19 protein-coding genes are annotated in these 19,287 nt (G+C 62.3%); 9 read left to right on the forward strand and 10 right to left on the reverse strand.

Annotated elements, in window-relative coordinates; translation table 11 throughout:
- Window positions 1-64 precede the first annotated feature (64 nt).
- The 5 genes from rbfA (at window position 65) to ACSQ8R_RS20390 (ending at window position 5,409) form a co-directional block, all read left to right on the forward strand.
- Window positions 65-472, forward strand: coding sequence for a 30S ribosome-binding factor RbfA (rbfA, locus tag ACSQ8R_RS20370; RefSeq protein WP_436255036.1), 408 nt, complete (start codon window positions 65-67; stop codon window positions 470-472).
- Window positions 473-484: 12 nt separating this feature from the next.
- Complete coding sequence (gene truB / locus ACSQ8R_RS20375) at window positions 485-1,414, forward strand: tRNA pseudouridine(55) synthase TruB (RefSeq protein WP_436255037.1); 930 nt, start codon at window positions 485-487, stop codon at window positions 1,412-1,414.
- Between the two features lie 153 nt (window positions 1,415-1,567).
- Window positions 1,568-1,837: a 30S ribosomal protein S15 gene (rpsO, locus tag ACSQ8R_RS20380; protein ID WP_436255038.1), complete on the forward strand. Its 270-nt coding sequence runs from the start codon at window positions 1,568-1,570 to the stop codon at window positions 1,835-1,837.
- Window positions 1,838-2,178: 341 nt separating this feature from the next.
- Window positions 2,179-4,311 (forward strand): polyribonucleotide nucleotidyltransferase, encoded by a 2,133-nt coding sequence (pnp, locus tag ACSQ8R_RS20385; protein ID WP_436255039.1) that lies wholly within the window; start codon window positions 2,179-2,181, stop codon window positions 4,309-4,311.
- 90 nt (window positions 4,312-4,401) lie between these two features.
- Window positions 4,402-5,409: a class I SAM-dependent methyltransferase gene (locus tag ACSQ8R_RS20390; RefSeq protein WP_436255040.1), complete on the forward strand. Its 1,008-nt coding sequence runs from the start codon at window positions 4,402-4,404 to the stop codon at window positions 5,407-5,409.
- Between the two features lie 7 nt (window positions 5,410-5,416).
- Here ACSQ8R_RS20390 and ACSQ8R_RS20395 read toward each other — a convergent pair whose 3' ends face one another.
- The 5 genes from ACSQ8R_RS20395 to fabA form a co-directional block, all read right to left on the reverse strand.
- A complete protein-coding gene (locus tag ACSQ8R_RS20395) occupies window positions 5,417-5,812 on the reverse strand; it encodes a type II toxin-antitoxin system HicB family antitoxin (protein WP_436255041.1) in 396 nt (131 codons plus the stop codon).
- Window positions 5,809-6,003: a type II toxin-antitoxin system HicA family toxin gene (locus tag ACSQ8R_RS20400; RefSeq protein ID WP_436255042.1), complete on the reverse strand. Its 195-nt coding sequence runs from the start codon at window positions 6,001-6,003 to the stop codon at window positions 5,809-5,811. The genes ACSQ8R_RS20395 and ACSQ8R_RS20400 overlap by 4 nt, the downstream gene beginning before the upstream one ends.
- Before the next feature lie 78 nt (window positions 6,004-6,081).
- Complete coding sequence (fabI, locus tag ACSQ8R_RS20405; protein WP_436255043.1) at window positions 6,082-6,888, reverse strand: enoyl-ACP reductase FabI; 807 nt, start codon at window positions 6,886-6,888, stop codon at window positions 6,082-6,084.
- A gap of 4 nt (window positions 6,889-6,892) precedes the next feature.
- Window positions 6,893-8,116, reverse strand: coding sequence for a beta-ketoacyl-ACP synthase I (gene fabB, locus ACSQ8R_RS20410; RefSeq protein WP_436255044.1), 1,224 nt, complete (start codon window positions 8,114-8,116; stop codon window positions 6,893-6,895).
- A gap of 47 nt (window positions 8,117-8,163) precedes the next feature.
- Entirely contained in the window at window positions 8,164-8,679 is a 516-nt protein-coding gene (gene fabA / locus ACSQ8R_RS20415; RefSeq protein ID WP_038547719.1) for a 3-hydroxyacyl-[acyl-carrier-protein] dehydratase FabA, read from the reverse strand.
- Window positions 8,680-8,996: 317 nt separating this feature from the next.
- Here fabA and irrA point away from each other — a divergent pair, with 317 nt between their 5' ends.
- Window positions 8,997-9,413: an iron response transcriptional regulator IrrA gene (irrA, locus tag ACSQ8R_RS20420; protein ID WP_436255533.1), complete on the forward strand. Its 417-nt coding sequence runs from the start codon at window positions 8,997-8,999 to the stop codon at window positions 9,411-9,413.
- Window positions 9,414-9,418: 5 nt separating this feature from the next.
- On the opposite strand, the gene ACSQ8R_RS20425 is transcribed toward irrA, so the two are convergent.
- Window positions 9,419-10,075, reverse strand: coding sequence for a trimeric intracellular cation channel family protein (locus ACSQ8R_RS20425; protein WP_046637907.1), 657 nt, complete (start codon window positions 10,073-10,075; stop codon window positions 9,419-9,421).
- A 116-nt stretch (window positions 10,076-10,191) separates the two neighbouring features.
- Here ACSQ8R_RS20425 and ACSQ8R_RS20430 point away from each other — a divergent pair, with 116 nt between their 5' ends.
- Window positions 10,192-10,668 carry a hypothetical protein gene (locus tag ACSQ8R_RS20430; protein WP_436255045.1) on the forward strand — a complete coding sequence of 159 codons (477 nt, stop codon included), beginning with the start codon at window positions 10,192-10,194 and terminating at the stop codon, window positions 10,666-10,668.
- An 18-nt stretch (window positions 10,669-10,686) separates the two neighbouring features.
- On the opposite strand, the gene ACSQ8R_RS20435 is transcribed toward ACSQ8R_RS20430, so the two are convergent.
- The 4 genes from ACSQ8R_RS20435 to ACSQ8R_RS20450 form a co-directional block, all read right to left on the reverse strand.
- Window positions 10,687-11,475, reverse strand: coding sequence for a YdcF family protein (locus tag ACSQ8R_RS20435; RefSeq protein ID WP_436255046.1), 789 nt, complete (start codon window positions 11,473-11,475; stop codon window positions 10,687-10,689).
- An 18-nt stretch (window positions 11,476-11,493) separates the two neighbouring features.
- A complete protein-coding gene (locus ACSQ8R_RS20440; RefSeq protein ID WP_436255047.1) occupies window positions 11,494-12,210 on the reverse strand; it encodes a YoaK family protein in 717 nt (238 codons plus the stop codon).
- A gap of 110 nt (window positions 12,211-12,320) precedes the next feature.
- The gene (locus ACSQ8R_RS20445) at window positions 12,321-13,529 is read right to left on the reverse strand and encodes a TIGR03862 family flavoprotein (protein WP_436255048.1); all 1,209 of its coding nucleotides are present in this window, start codon (window positions 13,527-13,529) and stop codon (window positions 12,321-12,323) included.
- A 19-nt stretch (window positions 13,530-13,548) separates the two neighbouring features.
- On the reverse strand, window positions 13,549-17,175 hold the full coding sequence (locus ACSQ8R_RS20450) for a hydantoinase B/oxoprolinase family protein (RefSeq protein ID WP_436255049.1): 3,627 nt from the start codon (window positions 17,173-17,175) through the stop codon (window positions 13,549-13,551).
- A gap of 203 nt (window positions 17,176-17,378) precedes the next feature.
- Here ACSQ8R_RS20450 and ACSQ8R_RS20455 point away from each other — a divergent pair, with 203 nt between their 5' ends.
- Together ACSQ8R_RS20455 and ACSQ8R_RS20460 are read left to right on the forward strand one after the other, a co-directional pair.
- On the forward strand, window positions 17,379-17,963 hold the full coding sequence (locus ACSQ8R_RS20455) for a TRAP transporter small permease (protein WP_436255050.1): 585 nt from the start codon (window positions 17,379-17,381) through the stop codon (window positions 17,961-17,963).
- 2 nt (window positions 17,964-17,965) lie between these two features.
- Window positions 17,966-19,282, forward strand: coding sequence for a TRAP transporter large permease (locus tag ACSQ8R_RS20460; protein WP_436255051.1), 1,317 nt, complete (start codon window positions 17,966-17,968; stop codon window positions 19,280-19,282).
- Window positions 19,283-19,287 lie beyond the last annotated feature (5 nt).

Genomic DNA, 19,287 nt, shown 5'->3' on the forward strand with positions numbered 1-19,287 from the left:
CCTTTGCTGACGCAGCGCTTGGAATACGGGACGAACCCCGCAAGTGCTCTAGAAGAGAAACAAAATGAGCAAGCCCACATCCTCGGCGCCGTCGCAGCGCATGCTTCGCGTTGGCGAACAGGTCCGCGCCGCCATTACCCAGGTCCTGCAGCGCGGCGAAGTGCGCGACGACCTGATCGAAAAGACCGTGATCTCGGTGTCCGAAGTTCGCATGTCGACGGACCTGAAGATCGCCACTGCCTACGTGACACCCCTCGGCCTGCCGGATCACGCGGCGGTCATCGAGGCGTTGAACCGCCACGCCAAATACATCCGCGGCCGTATCGGCGGCCAGCTCCGGCAGATGAAATACATGCCGGAAGTCCGCTTCCGGGATGATACCAGCTTCGACAACTACAAGAAGATCGATGAGCTGCTGCGCTCGCCGGAGGTCCAGCGGGATCTCGACGGCGGTAGTGAAGACAAAGAATAATCAAGAGAACGCATGTCCAAACCCCGCAAACCAAAGGGCCGCCCGGTTTCCGGCTGGCTGATCCTCGACAAGCCGGTTGATTTCGGCTCGACCGAGGCCGTCTCCAAGATCAAGTGGCTGTTCAACGCCCAGAAGGCCGGACACGCCGGCACGCTTGATCCGCTCGCCTCCGGCATGCTGCCGATCGCGCTCGGCGATGCGACCAAGACCGTGCCTTACGTCATGGACGGCCGCAAGATCTATGAATTCGCCGTCAGCTGGGGCGAAGAGCGCTCGACCGACGACCTCGAAGGCGAAGTCACGGCTTCCTCCGACACGCGTCCTGACGAACAGTCCATCCGTGATCTGCTGCCGAAATATACCGGCACGATCAGCCAGATCCCGCCGCAGTTTTCGGCCATCAAGATTGCCGGCGAACGGGCATACGACCTCGCCCGCGATGGCGAGACGGTCGATATCCCTTCCCGTGAAGTGGAAATCTTCCGGCTGACGCTGCTCGGCGTCACCGCGGACACGGCGCATTTCGAGGTGGAATGCGGCAAGGGCACCTATGTGCGCGCGCTTGCCCGCGATTTCGGCCGCGATCTTGGCTGCTATGGCCATATTTCCGAACTGCGCCGCACCTTCGTCGCGCCGTTTGCCGAGGAAAAGATGGTGCCATTGGCCGATCTCGTGGCGCTCGAAGAGATCGAGGACCGCGAAGAGCGCCTGGCAGCGCTCGATGCGTTCCTGATCGATACGGCCGAAGCCCTGTCCAGCCTGCCGCATCTGCCGATCACCGACGATCAGGCGCACCGGTTGAAGATGGGCAATCCGGTGATCCTGCGCGGTCGTGATGCACCGCTCGCGGAGGCCGAGGCCTATGCGACGGTACGTGGCAAGCTGATTGCCATCGGCGAGATCGGCCAGGGCGAATTCCGCCCGAAGCGGGTCTTCGGCTGAGCAGAACATCGCTCTTCCAATCCGGGCATGAATAGTTTATAGGCAGCGCCAGCAAGAAGGCAGCCTCTGGCGTTCATTTTGCTTTCATGGCCAATGCTGGACGACATCCCGGCCTTTGGCGTCCCTGTTTCCTCTCAAAAGAAAGGACATCCGATGTCGATCACTGCCGAGCGTAAGACTGCGCTGATCAAGGAATATGCAACTGTCGAAGGCGACACCGGTTCTCCGGAAGTCCAGGTTGCGATCCTGACCGAGCGCATCAACAACCTGACCGAACATTTCAAGGGCCACAAGAAGGACAACCACTCCCGTCGTGGCCTGCTGACGATGGTTTCGAGCCGCCGCTCGCTTCTTGACTATCTCAAGAAGAAGGACGAAGGCCGCTACACCAAGCTGATTGGCAGCCTGGGTATTCGCCGCTGACAAATCTTCCGGCGGGACTGGCAACGGTGCCCGCCGGACGCCTTTTTCGGGCATAGGCCCGATGAAAACGCTGGAACCGTGCCCTGACATCTGCGCGGTAAAAATCCCGGCGGACCCGGATGGGCCGGATCTGCCAAACAAACCGTTGACCTGTCATGGGGCAGGATTGCCGGATGCTTTCGGCCAAAGCCCTCGGGGCTTTAGCCGCGGCTCCTTTTGAGGATGCCGATGACGCAAAAGCCTCCCGTTGTCTTGCCCATGATGTGTCACATTGATTGCGGTCGACTGTGCGCTGCGCCCGATATCGGCGATGCGTGTGCTCCCGCATTGAAGGACAAGACATGTTCAATACACATTCCGTCGAAATCGAATGGGCAGGCCGCCCGCTGAAGCTGGAGACGGGCAAGATCGCCCGCCAGGCTGACGGCGCGGTTCTCGCGACCTACGGCGAGACCGTCGTTCTGGCGACCGTCGTTTCCGCCAAGGCTCCGAAGCCGGGCCAGGACTTCTTCCCGCTCACCGTCAACTACCAGGAAAAGACCTACGCTGCCGGCAAGATCCCGGGCGGCTATTTCAAGCGCGAAGGCCGTCCGAGCGAAAACGAAACCCTCGTTTCCCGCCTGATCGACCGCCCGATCCGCCCGCTTTTCCCGGAGGGCTACAAGAACGACACTCAGGTCGTCGTCACCGTCATCCAGCATGACCTCGAGAACAACCCGGACATCCTGTCCATGGTCGCCACCTCGGCAGCGCTCACCCTTTCGGGCATTCCTTTCATGGGCCCGATCGGCGGCGCCCGCGTCGGCTACATCAACGGCGAATACGTTCTGAACCCGCATCTCGACGAGATGGACGAGTCGGTTCTCGACCTCGTTGTCGCCGGTACGCACGATGCCGTTCTGATGGTCGAATCCGAAGCCAAGGAACTCAACGAAGAAATCATGCTCGGCGCCGTCATGTTCGGCCACCGCGGTTTCCAGCCGGTCCTCGACGCGATCATCAAGCTCGCTGAAGTCGCCGCCAAGGAACCCCGCGAATTCGAACCGGAAGATCATTCCGAACTCGAAGCCGAAATGCTGCAGCATTTCGAAGCCGAGCTTCGCGAAGGCTACAAGATCACCCAGAAGGCCGACCGCTACGCCGCCGTCGATGCCGTCAAGGCGAAGGTCAAGGCTCACTTCTTCCCGGAAGGCGTCGAGCCGAAATACAATGCCGAAGTCATCGGCGCCGTCTTCAAGCACCTGCAGGCCAAGATCGTTCGCTGGAACATCCTCGACACCAAGAGCCGTATCGACGGTCGTGACCTCGAGACCGTCCGCCCGATCGTCTCGGAAGTCGGCATCCTGCCGCGCACCCACGGCTCGGCCCTCTTCACCCGCGGCGAGACCCAGGCGATCGTTGTCGCCACGCTCGGCACCGGCGAAGACGAACAGTACGTCGACAGCCTGACCGGCATGTACAAGGAACGCTTCCTGCTGCACTACAACTTCCCGCCCTACTCGGTCGGTGAAACCGGTCGCATGGGTTCCCCGGGCCGCCGCGAAATCGGCCATGGCAAGCTCGCATGGCGCGCCATCCGCCCGATGCTGCCGACGGTCGAGCAGTTCCCCTACACGCTGCGCGTCGTTTCCGAAATCACCGAGTCCAACGGCTCGTCTTCGATGGCGACCGTCTGCGGCACCTCGCTGGCTCTGATGGACGCAGGCGTGCCGCTCGCCAAGCCGGTTGCCGGTATCGCCATGGGCCTGATCCTCGAAGGTGAGCGTTTCGCCGTTCTCTCCGACATCCTCGGCGACGAAGACCACCTCGGCGACATGGACTTCAAGGTTGCCGGCACCAACGACGGCATCACCTCGCTGCAGATGGACATCAAGATCGCCGGTATCACCGAAGAGATCATGAAGGTTGCGCTGAGCCAGGCACAGGGCGGCCGCAAGCACATCCTCGGCGAAATGGCGAACGCCATCACCGAGAGCCGCGGCCAGCTCGGCGAATTCGCCCCGCGCATCGAGGTGATGAACATCCCGGTCGACAAGATCCGCGAAGTCATCGGTTCGGGCGGCAAGGTCATCCGCGAAATCGTCGAAAAGACCGGCGCCAAGATCAACATCGAGGACGACGGTACCGTCAAGATCGCCTCGTCTTCCGGCAAGGAAATCGAAGCGGCCCGCAAGTGGATCCACTCGATCGTCGCTGAACCGGAAGTCGGCGCCATCTACGAAGGCACGGTCGTCAAGACCGCCGATTTCGGTGCTTTCGTCAACTTCTTCGGCGCCCGCGACGGCCTCGTGCACATCTCGCAGCTCGCTTCCGAGCGTGTTGCCAAGACCCAGGACGTCGTCAAGGAAGGCGATAAGGTCTGGGTCAAGCTGATGGGCTTCGACGAGCGCGGCAAGGTTCGCCTGTCGATGAAGGTCGTCGACCAGGCCACCGGCCAGGAAGTCAAGAAGGCTGACGGCGAAGCCGCCGAATAAGGCTTGTCTCCTTCCGAGACATCGAGGCGCGGAAGCTCTTCCGCGCCTTTTGTTTATCTGCTGTTACGAGACGAAACCACGAGACGAACCATGAGCCGAGACGCCCTCAAGACCCTGTTCCACCCCTTCGACACCGGCGCAGTTCCCGCGCCCGGCGAAGGTGAGCGTGTGCTCTTCCTCGGCGCAGAAGGCGGCAATGCCTTGCCCGAAGGGTTTGCAGCCGAGATCACCGCGGTGCAGCCGTTCCGGCCGCTGTTCCGGACCTTGCGCGAGGGCGCCTATCCCGAGGCCGAGGGCGAAGGCTATGACGTGGGGCTGGTGCTCTGCGGCAAGCATCGCGGCGAGAACGAGAACCGCGTAGCGGAGGCTCTGGAGCGCGTCAGAACCGGCGGCGTCATCATTGTCGCCGGCGGTAAGGAGGACGGCATCCAGCCGCTCCGCAACACGCTCCTGAAGCTCGGCATCGAACTCGACTACACCCCGAAGTATCACGGCGTCGCGATATGGTTCGCCAGGCCCGCCAATGCCGATGCCGCGATCAAGGCGTTGAAGAAATCGACCGTGGTGATCGACGCCCGGTTCGAGGCCGCACCCGGCATGTTCTCCCACGATCGCGTCGATGCGGGCTCCGAACTGCTCGCCGGCCGCCTGCCGACCGACTTCGACGGCAACGCCGCCGACTTCGGCGCGGGCTGGGGTTATCTGTCCGTGATGCTGGCGGAGAAGTCGAAGCGCGTGAACCGCATCGATCTTTTCGAGGCCGACCATCAGGCGCTGGAATTTGCCAAGCGCAACATCGCGCGCAACTGCCCGGACCTCAATGCCCGCTTCTACTGGCAGGATCTCGGCGCCGAGCCGCCGAAAGAGAAATACGATCTCATCATCATGAATCCGCCGTTCCACGAGGCGCAGGCAGCTGACCCGGAACTCGGCAGGACGATGATCCGCACCGCCGCCGCAGCGCTCAAGAACGGCGGCCGCCTGATGCTGGTCGCCAATCGCGGCCTGACCTATGAACCGGTGCTGGCCGAAGGTTTCCGCGAGAGCGGCGAAACTTGCCGTAATGCGCGCTTTAAGGTTCTATGGGCGAAGAAGTAAGCCGGCTCTAAGCTGCCTCGATATCCTTGCGAGCAGCGCTGGCCAGGAAGGCTGAACGCGTCAGTCCGCGCTCCTTTGCGGCTGCGTCGATCGCGTCGAGCATGCCTTTTTCGAATGTCACGTTGGCGCGCACGACCCGCGTATCGTCCTCGATGAAAGGAATACGCGCCAAGAACGCTCCCTTGGCGAGTTCCGCGCGGATCGAGTTACGAGACATCAGTTCTTCATAGGAGGAGGGGGCCGGCAGCGCGGCATCTTCCGCCCAGAGCCGAAGCGCTTCGATCGCATTTGCAGTTAGGTCATCCTCGATATCTGCTGCAGAAAAAACCGATGGCAGGTCGGGGAAGCTGATGCCGAAAGCGCTATCACCGTCTTTATGCACGAGAGCAATGAAGTATTTCATCGGTCTACCTCAACCCATCCTGCCTGCTTGGCTATCGCGAGTGCGGTCCCAACAGGCAGATCTCTCTTCGGATGCGGAACGATGATGGTTTGCGCACCCTTGCGGAGCTTGTGGTGTGAGCCCTTAATGGAGACGAGTTCGTAACCGTCGCGTTTCAATCTGGCGATGATCTTGTGACTGTTCCGCTCCACGGACACACCTTTGCTGTGCAGCAGACATAGCACGGCAGAGAGGAGGGATCAAGATGCGCATTATTATGCGCATCCCATTCACTCCGAATCCGCATTCCTGAGCCGGTCGAGGCTTGGCAGCGAGGTGATGTTGTAGCCGGCGTCCACATAGTGGATCTCGCCGGTCACGCCTCGGGAGAGGTCCGAGAGCAGGTAAAGCGCCGATCCGCCGATATCCTCGATGGTCGCGGTGCGGCGCAGCGGCGCGTTCTTCTGGTTCCAGGAATAGATCGCCCGGGCGTCGGAAATGCCGGCACCCGCGAGCGTGCGCACGGGGCCTGCAGAGATCGCGTTGACGCGGATGTCGCGCGGGCCGTAGTCGGCGGCGAGATAACGCACCGAGCTTTCCAGTGCCGCCTTGGCGACGCCCATGACGTTGTAGTTCGGGATCACCCGCATCGAGCCGCCGTAGGTGAGCGTCAGGATCGCGCCGCCATCGGTCATCAGGTCCGCCGCCCGTTTGGAGATTTCCGTGAAGGAAAAGCAGGAGATCACCATCGTACGGCTGAAATTGTCGCGCGTCGTGTCGGCGTAGAGGCCCTTCAGCTCGTTCTTGTCGGAAAAGCCGATGGCGTGCACGACAAAATCGAGCTTGCCCCAGCGCTCCTTGATCGCCGCGAAAGCAGCGTCCACCGAGGCAATGTCCTCGACATCGCAGGGGACAACAAAATCCGAATTGACCTCGGCGGCGAGCGGTTTCACCCGCTTGCCCAGCGCATCGCCCTGGTAGGTGAAGGCAAGCTCGGCGCCCTGAGCTGCGACGGCCTTCGATATCCCCCAGGCAATGGAATGATTATTGGCGACCCCCATGATCAGGCCGCGTTTCCCCTGCATGATTCCTGTCATGGATTTACCCGTTGAAGCGCTGGAAGACGAGCGTGGCGTTCGTGCCGCCGAACCCGAAGGAATTGGAAAGGACCGTGTCGATCTTGGCGTCGTCGATGCGCTTGCGCACGATCGGCACGCCGTCGAATTCCGGGTCCAGGTTTTCGATATGGGCGCTTTCGCCGATGAAGCGTTCCTGCATCATCAGAAGACCGTAGATGGATTCCTGCACGCCGGCACCGCCGAGCGAGTGGCCGGTCAGCGACTTGGTCGATTGGATATGCGGGATCTTGTCTCCGAAGACCGTGCGGATCGCACCGATCTCCTTTGAATCGCCGACCGGCGTCGAGGTGCCGTGGGTGTTGATGTAATCGACATCGCCCTTCACGGTCGCCAGTGCCTGGCGCATGCAGCGGATAGCGCCCTCGCCCGACGGGGCGACCATGTCGTAACCGTCCGAGGTCGCGCCGTAGCCGACGATTTCCGCATAGATCTTGGCGCCGCGGGCCTTGGCGTGCTCGAGTTCTTCGAGAACCAGCACGCCTGCGCCGCCGGCGATGACAAAACCGTCGCGATCGACGTCATAGGCGCGCGAGGCCCTGTCGGGATCGTTGTTGTACTTGGTGGACATCGCGCCCATCGCGTCGAACAGGTTCGACATGGTCCAGTCGAGGTCCTCGTGGCCGCCGGCGAACATCACGTCCTGCTTGCCCCACTGGATCATCTCCGCCGCATTGCCGATGCAGTGCGCCGATGTCGAGCAGGCGGACGAGATGGAATAGTTGACGCCGTGGATCTTGAACCAGGTGGCAAGCGTTGCCGATGCCGTCGAGGACATCGCCTTCGGCACCGCGAACGGGCCGATGCGCTTCGGGCTGTTGTTCTTGAGGGTGATCTCGGCGGCTTCGATCAGCGTGCGGGTGGACGGGCCGCCCGAGCCCATGATGATGCCGGTGCGTTCGTTCTCGCCGATATCCTTGTCTTCAAGGCCGGAATCCGCGATCGCCTGTTTCATGGCGACATGGTTCCAGGCGCCGCCCTGGCTGAGGAAGCGCATGGCGCGGCGATCGACCAGTTCGGTCGGATCGAGCGTCGGCCTGCCCCAGACCTGGCACTTGAAGCCGTGCTCGGCGAAATCGGGAGAGAAGGAAATGCCGGACTTTGCCTGACGCAAGGATTCGGTGACTTCGGCGGCGTCGCTCCCGATCGAGGATACGATACCGAGACCCGTTACAACTACCCGTCTCATCTCATCAAAACCTTTTCTGCTTGTACTTCTTTGGCCGCGAAGCAGGATCAGGCGGCCTTTTCCTTCGACAGGCCTACACGAAGGTCTGTCGCCTGGTAAATGGTTTCGCCATCCGCCTTGAGCCAGCCGTCGGCGGTGCCAAGCACCAGACGACCGCGCATGACGCGCTTGAAGTCGATGCCATACTCGAGCAGCTTGGTGTCCGGGCGGATCATGCCCTTGAACTTCACTTCGCCGGTCGACAAGGCCATGCCCCGTCCGGGTTCGCCGAGCCAGCCGAGGAAGAAGCCGGTCAATTGCCACATGCCGTCAAGGCCAAGGCAGCCCGGCATGATCGGATTGCCTTCGAAATGGCAGGGAAAATACCAGTCGTCGGGCCTGACGTCGTATTCGGCGCGAAGATAACCCTTGTCGAAGGCTCCGCCCGTTTCCGAAATGTCGGTGATGCGGTGGACCATCAGCATCGGCGGCAGCGGAAGCTGCGCATTGCCGGGTCCGAACAACTCGCCATGGGCGCAAGAGAGAAGTTCTTCGTAAGAGAAGCTGGACTGCCTGGGTGCCATAAATTTCCGTTCCCCCCGTTGAACCGTAGACCTTTTGTTTCAGCAGCTTTAGTGCAAGATCGATCGGAATTGAAGCGTAACGATGAACTTGCGCTCCGCCTGGGGATGGCAGCCGAGCCACTGGAACATGCGTTTGTTCTGGTCCGCATATAGGAAGCTAAAGGCGCAAACCAGAGGCTTGTGATGGAAATCGCGCGTTTTTGGCCCTCCCGCGGCAGGTATCCTCCAGAAACTATTGAAAGTGTTCGCCGTAAAAGTTATATCGAAAAGTCAAGATACCTGATATGGCCGCGAAACGGCAGGAGCTGACGGGCAATATGGCAGAAGCCGTTACGGACATCGAGACGAGACTGCGCCATTGCGGCCTGCGTCCGACGCGGCAGCGCGTTGCGCTTGCCGACCTGCTGTTCGCCAAGGGTGACCGCCATCTGACCGTCGAGGAACTGCACGAGGAAGCCACTTTCGCCGGCGTGCCCGTCTCGCTCGCGACCGTTTACAATACCCTGCACCAGTTCACCGAGGCCGGCCTCATCCGCGTGCTGGCGGTCGAAAGCGCCAGGACCTATTTCGACACCAACATTTCCGACCATCACCACTTCTTCATCGAGGGCCGCAACGAGGTGCTCGATATTCCGGTCAGCAATCTGGAGATCGGCAACCTGCCGGAGGCGCCGGAAGGCATGGAAATCGCCCATGTGGACGTGATCATCCGCCTGCGCGAAAAGAAGAGCTGACGGGCCTACTCTTTCCCTTTGTTTCCCCGCATGGCCTCGTCCTGCTCCCGCCCGGGCCGCGGCCTGTAGCGCGGCAATGTCCAGCCGTAGTGGATCGCGCCGCCGCGCAAGCCGAAGGCAAGCGCGGCACCCAGCCCCGAACTCGCGTAGAGCGGCAGACCGAGCGCATTTGCCGCGGTAAACCCGCAGGCGCCCGCGAGCGCTGCGGTGATATAGATTTCCGGCCTCAGCAGCACCGAGGGTTCGTTGGCCAGAAGATCGCGCAGGATGCCGCCGAAGGCGGCAGTCAGCGCTCCGGTGACGATTGCGATCGTCGGCGATCCCGTGGCGGCAAGCCCTTTTGCCGCGCCGAGCACGCTATAGGCGGCAAGCCCTACCGCATCGAACCAGATCAGCAGGCGATAGCGCCATTCCACCCTATGCGCGGTGCAGAACACGAAGGCACCGGCAATCACGCAGATCAGGATATAGGTCGGATCGAGCACCCAGAAGACCGGCATCCGTCCGAGAATGATGTCTCTGAGCGTGCCGCCGCCGAGCCCGGTGACCGCCGCGAAGAACAGGAAGCCGACAAGGTCGAGCTGTTTTCGCGAGGCGGCAAGCGCGCCGGTCGCGGCAAAAAGCGCGATGCCGGCGTAGTCGAGGATCATCAGCAGTGACATGTCAGACCTTGTGATCCAGCGTCGCGCAAGTGCAGGCCGTTAGCATAACCGCCGATCGTTGCGTGCGTCACCCTTCGATGCGTGCCGTGAACAGATGAATTTGCAGAGGTCGACCTGTGAAAAAGCTCTTGATCATTGTCGTGCAGGCGCTCGCCCTGGTGTTTGCGCCGACACTTGCCTCCGCTCAGCAGCCGCAGCGTTTCAGCGATCCGGAAATCTACGAGAAGGACTACTTCCGCAAGGAGTGCAAGACCGCCGGTTTCGGACCGGCCTTCATGAAGCGTTTCGACATCAACAACGACGGCATGATCGACCTCGTTTCCAACCAGTCCGAAATAACCTGCGACGGGGTCAAGGGTCCGCGCTGCACCAGCGAAGGCTGCCCCTACAATTTCTATGTCCAGATCAAGGAAGGCGGCTACGTCATGGTCGCCACGGCCCAGCTCTATAAATACGATTTCGTTCAGTATTTCGGCAACATGGTCTTCGAATTGACCATGCATCCCCGCTTCTGCGGTCGCAAGGACGCCGCGCCGTGCGAGATGCGCGTCAGGGTGCGCGGCCTTGATTTCAATATCCTCTCGAAAAAGTAGAGCGGCCCCGCAGAAGGCTCATCCCGGAAAGAACGAACCGATGCGCCCGGCGAGGTAATAGGCGGTCAGGCTCATCCATTCCCGCGCGGCGGTCGTCGTCAGCTGCGCATTCAGCGCCGGCTGGGTGAAATCCAGCGACAGGTGGACGACGCCGCTGGTCCGGTAATCGACCGGCCAGGGGGCGACCTCGATCCCGGCCGCCCGGAACAGCCCCATCGATCGCGGCATATGGAAGGCGGAGGTGATCAGCAGGCAGTGTTCGAGCCCCTGGGCCTTCAGAAGCTCGGCCGTATTCAGCGTATTCTCATAGGTCGTGCGGGACGCATTCTCCTTCACCAGCCGATCCGCCGAAATGCCGAAGGCAGAGAAGAACCGTTCCGAAGCCTGTGCTTCGCCTTCATACTTGCCGCTGATCGAACCGTCGCCCCCCGATATCAGGATGCGGGCTTCCGGATGATTGCGGGCCAGTCGCAGCGCTTCCACGAACCGGTCCGCCGCCTGGTTGAGCTCGACGCCGCCACGCACGGTCGTCACCTCGTTTTCGAGCACGCCGCCGAGCACGACCATACAGGTAACCGGCTGTGGCTCCTGCGCGGGCTTCGGAAAGCGATCTTCCAGCACCTGCAGCGCCACCGTGCCCGTCGTCGTGAAAAGCGTCACGAACAGAACCAGTGCGGTCAGGAACGCCGAAAGGCCGCCGAGCCGGCGCCAGCCGGCGAAGACCAGAACTGCGGCGAGGGCGCAGAGCAGAAAAGCGAACGAAAGAGGCTGGGCAAACACCCAGAAGAGCTTGGAGAGCAGGAACATCGATGTCCTTCGGAACGATCAGGCGCGGCGTCGGGCGGAAACGATCGGCTGCTGGAAATGCAGGTGCAGCGGGCGCGGCAGAAGTGCCGTCGCCAGTGCAACAGCAAGGGCCAGAACCGAAACGATCCAGAGCGCATGACTGCCCGCGTATTTCGTCAAAAAAGCGCCCGTCACCGCGCCGCATGCCATTCCGGTCCAGGGAACCGTCTGGATCAGCCAGCCGGTCGGGTTGCGGTCGCCGATCAGCCAGCGGCCGATGCCTCGGCCGAAGCGGGAAAGCGCGCCCGTCACATAGGTAAGCCCGATCGGCAATCCTTCGATATGTTCGACAGTCGCGTTGATCATGCCCATCGAAAGCACGACCATATAGAATTGCAGCCGCGGATAGCCGGTCGTCGGAACGATGGAAGCGGCGGCCAGCAGCAGCGAGACGCCCGCGAGCACCACGAAAGTGCGGCGCGCAGAGACCGTGTAGGCAAGTACGATGCCGAGCGCGTTGCCGAGGATGAAGACCCACAGCGCGATGAAGAGGATGATCGCATGGCTGTAGTCGCCATCGGCGAAGGAAATCGCCGCGCGGGTCGTGTTGCCGGTCATGAAGGAGACGAAATCGCCCGAAAGAAGCAGGCCCACCGCATCCGTCATCCCCGCCACGAAGGAAATGGCGGCAACGAGCGCCAGACCTGTCACGGTCCGCCGCCTGCGGATGATGCGTCTTCGTCTTTCCCTGGTCATGGAGGCCTTTCCTCCGCTCACTTTCTGCGCGAATCACGCTTGGTGGCGTTGATCTAGGACAATGCCGGACAAGTGGAAAAGAAATCGCAAATCGCGCGCCGAAGCGAGTCCTATCGCGCGTCCACCCAGGCTTCGATGCCGCGTGCCGCGGCCCGGCCCGTCGCAAGGCATGCAGTCAGCAGGTAGCCGCCGGTCGGGGCCTCCCAGTCCAGCATTTCTCCTGCGGCGAACAGGCCCGGAAGCGGCTTCAGCATGTAGTTGTCGTCAAGATCGCTCCAGGCGATGCCGCCGGCCGACGAGATCGCTTCCGCGATCGGCCGCGGACGGACAACAGGGATCGGCAAAGCCTTGATCCGTTCCGCCAATTCCTCCGATGCCATGCGGTTGGCATCCGGAAGGAGTTCGCGAAGCAGCGCGGCCTTCACGCCCTCAAGTCCGGCGCCCTTGCGGACGCGGTTGGAGAAACTCGCTTTGGCATCCTGCCGGGCAAGGTCGCGGGCGAGCCGCTCCAGCGTGCGGCCCGGTGCGAGGTCGACCGTCAATGCGGCCTGCCCTTGGGCGAAAAGTCGGTCCCGAAGTGCCGCGGAATGGGCATAAACGAGGCTGCCTTCGATCCCGTGTTTCGAGATCACGAATTCGCCCTGGAATGTGCCGGCGTCCGAGGTCGTGGACACCGATTTCAGCGGTTCGCCGGCGAAACGCTCGCAAAACGCCTCGCTCCAGGCGACATCGAAACCGCAATTGGCCGGCTGCAGGTCGGCGACTTCAATGCCCTTGTCTCTCAGCCACGGCGCCCAGGCGGCGTCCGATCCAAGCCTGGGCCAGCTGGCGCCGCCCAGCGCGACGAGAGCAGCATCGGGTTCGACGGTCACCGGCCCTTCCGGCGTTTCGAACCGATAGCCGTTTCCGGCAAACCCAACCCAGCGATGCCGCGTCCTGAGCGTCACGCCCTGCGTCTCCAGTCGGCGCAGCCAGGCGCGCAGCAACGGCGAGGCCTTCATGACTTTGGGAAACACCCGGCCGGAGGTTCCGACGAAGGTTTCCGTGCCGAGCCCTGAAGCCCAGGTCCGCACGTCGCCCGGCGTGAATGCGTCGAGGGCGGGGCGCAGCCGAGCGGAGGCGCTTCCGAATCGCGCCGCGAACTTTGAAAAATCTTCCGAATGGGTGATGTTCAGCCCGGATTTGCCGGCGAGCAGGAATTTCCGCCCGAAGGTCGGCATCGCCTCGTAGACGGTCACGGCATGGCCGGCAGCGGAGAGAACCTCCGCCGCCATAAGACCCGCCGGGCCGCCGCCGATGATCGCGATCTGCTTCGTCATGCCTTCCGGTTACGGCAGATCAGTCCGCTTTGCCATAGCCTCCGGCCGTCGGCGTCTGAACGGTTACCGCTTCGCCCGCCTCGATGACCGTCTGGGCACAGCCGCCGAGTTCTTCGAACGTGCCGTCCAGGCGTCGCACCGTGGTCTTTCCGACCTCGCCCGTTTCGCCGCCCGAAAGCCCGTGCGGCCGGATCGTCCGGTGCGAGGAGAGGATGGCGCAATCCATTTTTTCGAGGAAGCGGATGGTGCGTTTCGTCCCATTGCCGGCAGAGAACTTGCCCCTGCCGCCGGAGTTTTCGCGGATGTGGAAATCTTCGAGCAGCACCGGATAACGCGTTTCCAGGATTTCCGGGTCGGTGAGGCGGGAATTGGTCATGTGCACATGCACCGCATCCGTGCCCTCGAAGCCGGTTCCGTCATTGAAGACGCCGGCCGGCGAACCGGAGCACAGCGTCTCGTAATACTGGTAGGTCGCATTGCCGAAGGTGAGGTTGTTCATCGACCCCTGGCTTGCCGCCATCGCCCCGAGCGCGCCGAACAGCGCATTCGTCACATGCTGGCTGGTCTCGACATTGCCGGCGACGACCGCCGCCGGATATTGTGGCTTCAGCATCGAGCCTTCCGGCACGATGATCCGGATCGGCCGCAGGCATCCCGCATTCATCGGAATGGAGCTTTCGACCATGACGCGGAAGACATAGAGCACCGCTGCCCGGGTCACCGGCTCCGGTGCGTTGAAATTGTTCTTTTTCTGCGGACTGGTGCCGGTGAAGTCGACGGTTGCCTCGCGCTTCGCCTTGTCGACGGTGATCTTCACCTGGATGACGCTGCCCTGGTCGGTCGGGTAGGAGAATTCCGAATCGCCGAGCTTTTCGATGACGCGACGAACGCTCTCTTCCGCATTGTCCTGCACATGGCCCATATAGGCCCGCACCACGTCGAGCCCGAACTGCGCGATCATCTTGCGCATTTCGTGCACGCCCTTTTCGTTGGCGGCGATCTGGGCGCGCAGGTCGGCGACGTTCTGGGCGACGTTGCGGGCAGGATAGGGGTGGTTGGAGAGAAGATCGGTGATGCCCGCTTCGTCGAACCGGCCGCGATCGACGAGCAGCACGTTGTCGAACAGCACGCCCTCTTCATCGACGGTCGTTGCCAGCGGCGTCATCGACCCCGGCGCCGTGCCGCCGATATCCGCATGGTGTCCGCGCGAGGCGACGTAGAAGAGGATATTCTTGCCGTCCGCGTCGAACACCGGCGTCACGACGGTGATATCCGGCAGGTGCGTGCCGCCATTGTAGGGCGCGTTCAGCGCAAACACGTCGCCGGGGCGGATCTTGCCCTGGTTCTGGGCGATTATGCTTTCGACCGAGCGGTCCATGGAGCCGAGATGCACCGGCATATGCGGAGCGTTCGCCACCAGCGCGCCGTCCGCGTCGAAGACGGCGCAGGAGAAATCCAGCCGCTCCTTGATGTTGACCGAGGACGAAGTGTTCTGCAGCGTCACGCCCATCTGCTCGGCGATCGACATGAACAGGTTGTTGAACACTTCGAGCAGGACCGGGTCGGCCTGGGTGCCGATCGGTTTAGCGCGGGAAAGCTCCGCGACGCGCTTCAGCACCACGTGATTCAGTTTGGTGATCTCGAAAGCCCAGCCATCCTCGACGACAATGGTCTGGTGCGGCTCGACGATCAGGCACGGGCCGCTGGCTCTGGCGCCGGGACGGATGTCGGCGCGGCGGTAGACCGGCGCTTCGCGCCATGCCCCGCCGGAGAAAAATTTCGTCTGTTCGGCCACGGTCGGCGCCCGGTCGTCCGTCTCGAATGCCGGTTCGTCGGAATCGGCGCCGCCGCCGATCGCCTCGACCTCATAGGCCTCGAAAATGATCTCGCGGTTTTCGAAGATGAAGCCGAACTGCTTCTTGTGGGCCGTCTCGAAGGCGAGTGTCATCTCCGCCGCATCGGCGAGAGTTACGGGCAAGGTCGTATCCGTGCCCTGGTAGCGGAGATGAGCGCGGTGAAGCACCTCGGTTTCCGATCCGGCGACGCCCTGCGACGACATTTCCTCCAGCACGCTGGTCGTCAGCTCGTCGCGGATGACGCCGAGCATTTCCAGCGCCGCCGCGAGCTCGTGCGATACCGTGCGCTGGCGGGTGGCGCGGATATCCGCAAGACCCATGCCATAGGCCGAAAGGATGCCCGAAAACGGGTGGATCATCACGGTCGAGATGCCGAGCGCATCGGCCGTCAGGCAGGCATGCTGGCCACCGGCACCGCCGAAGCAGGTCAGCACATAGTGCGTGACGTCGTAGCCGCGCTGGACGCTGATCTTCTTGACCGCATTCGCCATGTTCTCGACGGCGATCGCCAGGAACCCGTCGGCCACTTCTTCCGGCGAACGGCCGTCGCCGATCACCCTGGCCATGTCCTCGAAGGCGGCGCGCACGGCATCCGCATCGAGCGGCTGGTCGCGGTTGGGGCCGAAGATCGCCGGGAAAAGCTTTGGCGACAGCTTGCCGAGCATGACATTGGCGTCGGTAACCGTCAGCGGCCCGCCGCGGCGATAGGCCTTCGGACCGGGATTGGCACCGGCCGAATCCGGGCCGACGCTGAAACGGCCGTTCTCGAAATGCAGGATCGAGCCGCCGCCGGCGGCCACCGTGTGGATCGACATCATCGGCGCCCGCATGCGCACGCCGGCGACCTCGGTTTCGAAGGAGCGTTCCAGTTCCCCGTCATAATGTGACACGTCGGTGGACGTGCCGCCCATGTCGAAGCCGATCATCCGGTCGAAACCCGCAAGCCGCGAGGTCTCGACCGCGCCGACCACGCCGCCGGCGGGACCGGACAGGATCGCATCCTTGCCCTGGAACAGCCGCGCCGCGGTCAGCCCGCCGGAAGACTGCATGAACATCAGTTGCGCGCCATCCTTGTCGGCCGCGTCGAGGCCGGTGCCGAGTTCGCCGGCAACCTGCTCCACATAGCGCCGCAGGATCGGCGAGAGATAGGCATCGACGACGGTCGTATCGCCGCGCCCGACCAGCTTGATCAGCGGCGAAACCTCATGGCTGACGGAAACCTGCGTGAAGCCGATCTCGCGGGCAATCCCGGCCACCAGTTGTTCGTGAGCCGGGTAACGATAGGCATGCATGAACACGACGGCGACGGCACGGAAGCCGGCATCATACTGTTCCTGCAGCTGGCCTCGGATCGTCCCTGCATCCGGTACCGCCTCGATCGTACCGTCGGCGCGGACGCGTTCGTCCACCTCGACCACCTGTTTGTAGAGCAGTTCCGGCTTGATGATCTTCTTGGCGAAGATGTCGGCGCGCGCCTGGTAGCCGATTGCCAGCGCATCGCGGAAGCCGCGGGTGGTGACAAGCAGCGTGCGCTCACCCTTGCGCTCCAGCAGCGCGTTGGTGGCGACGGTCGTGCCCATCTTCACCGCGCCGATCGCATCGGCGGGGATGGCGGCGCCGGCCGGGACACCGAGAAGCTCGCGGATGCCCTGCACCGCGGCATCGCGGTAGGCCTCCGGATTTTCGGAGAGGACCTTGTGGGCGACGAGCGTGCCCTCCGGCTTCCGGCCGACGATATCGGTGAACGTGCCGCCGCGATCGATCCAGAAATCCCACTTCGCTTGTGTCATGTCCCACCTTTTTAGAAACTCGATTGCCCTAACGAAAACATTTCATCGATAAAACGTCAATGATTAGTTGACAAGAAAATGCCTTTTGAAGCATCCTGCTCTATAACGGGTAAGAATGCCGCAAAGAGCATCCATCCCAACAACCGGCAACCGAGGGGAGCCGATCATGTCGCTTTGCCGATCCTTTCACGGGAGGACGATCCATGTCCTCCATTGATCCGCGTCACAGTGTCTTTCCAGAGCCCGTCCGGCGGGGTCTCGATGGCCTGTATCTTGCCGCCGGTTACCTGGGCGGGGCCTTTCTTGTCGGGATATTCGTGATCATGCTGTCCCTGTCGGCGGGGCGCCCGCTCGGCATCGACATCCCAGCCGGCGACGATTTCACCGCCTGGTGCATGGCCGCGACCGCGTTTCTGGCGCTTGCCCATACGTTCCGCTCCGCGGAACTTATTCGCATGGGACTGCTGATCGACAGGATCGGTGGCCGCACGCGCAGTATCATCGAAATCTGCTGCACGGCGATCGGCACTTTGGCGGTCGGTTATTTTGCCTGGTATGCCGTGGACATGACCTGGACGTCCTGGAAATTTAATGACGTCTCGCAGGGCGTGATCGCCGTGCCCTTGTGGATCCCCCAGATCGGCATGTCCATTGGACTGGTCGTCCTGGAGATCGCCTTCGTGGATGAACTCCTGCATCTCCTGTTCGGAGGCGCGCCACGATACGAAAAACCGGCTCCGACCACCAAGGAAGAGATCATCGAACGCGTCATGGAAAGTGGGGTCTGATCATGGATACCACATATCTGGTCGAGATATCCGGCTTAATCCTTGGCGCCATGCTGCTTCTCCTCGGGGGAGGGGTCTGGATTGGTGTCACCCTGCTCATCTGCGGCTTCATTGCCATGCAGTTCGCTCCGGCCGGCATCCAGATCGGTGCGGCCATGGCGACCAACGCCTGGAGCGGCAGCGCGTCATGGAGCCTTGCCGCCCTGCCCCTCTTCATCTGGATGGGGGAGATCCTTTACAGGACGAGGCTGTCGGACGAGATGTTCCGCGGCCTGTCGCCCTGGCTCAACTGGCTTCCGGGCCGGCTGATCCACGTCAACGTTCTCGGCTGCGGGCTTTTCGGAGCCGTCTCGGGATCATCCGCGGCAACCACGGCGATGGTCGCCAAGATCACCCTGCCGGAACTCAGGAAGCGCGGTTACGACGAGACGATCAGCCTCGGATCTCTCGCCGGTGCGGGTACGCTTGGTTTTCTGGTCCCGCCGTCGATCCCGATGATCGTCTATGCCGTTGCCGCAAACGTCTCGATCATCCAGATGTTCATGGCGGGGCTCGTTCCGGCTGTCATCGTGATGGCCCTTTATATGGGGGCGATCATCGTCTGGTCGCTGATGAACCCGGACAAGAGCCCGGCGCGGGCGCCGAAAACGTCGTTCGCGAACAAGTTGAGGGAAACGTTGAACCTCATCCCGCTTGCGCTGCTCATCCTGACCGTCTTTTCGGCGTTGATGCTGGGCTGGGCGACGGCAACCGAATGCGCCGCCTGGGGCGTTCTCGGCGCACTCGTCATTGCAGCCTGGCAAAAGGCGCTGACCTGGAAGAGCTTCGTCGAAAGCGTCATGGGCGCAACGCGGATGACTGCAATGGTCATGCTGATCCTCACGGGTGCCGGCTACATGTCGATTGCCATGGGGTATACCGGCATTCCGAACGCGCTTGCGGCATGGGTGGACAGCTTTCATCTCAGCCCCTATGCGCTGATTGCGGTCCTGACGCTGATGTATGTCCTGCTCGGCTGCGCCATCGACGGTCTGTCGATGATCGTCCTGACCACGGTGGTCGTCCTGCCGATGATCCAGCAGGCCGGGTTCGACCTGATCTGGTTCGGGATCTTCCTGGTGCTGATGGTCGAGATGGCGCAGATCACTCCGCCCGTCGGCTTCAACCTCTTCGTGCTGCAGACGATGAGCGGCCGCGACAGCCTCACGGTCGCCCGCGCGGCGCTGCCCTTCTTCTTCCTGCTTCTGGCGACCGTCGCCATCCTCACGATCTTCCCGGATATCGTGATGTTTCTGCCGAAAATGGCTTTCCCGGGGTAACTAGA

The sequence above is a fragment of the Neorhizobium sp. LjRoot104 genome (assembly GCF_964253725.1).
GTDB lineage: Bacteria > Pseudomonadota > Alphaproteobacteria > Rhizobiales > Rhizobiaceae > Neorhizobium.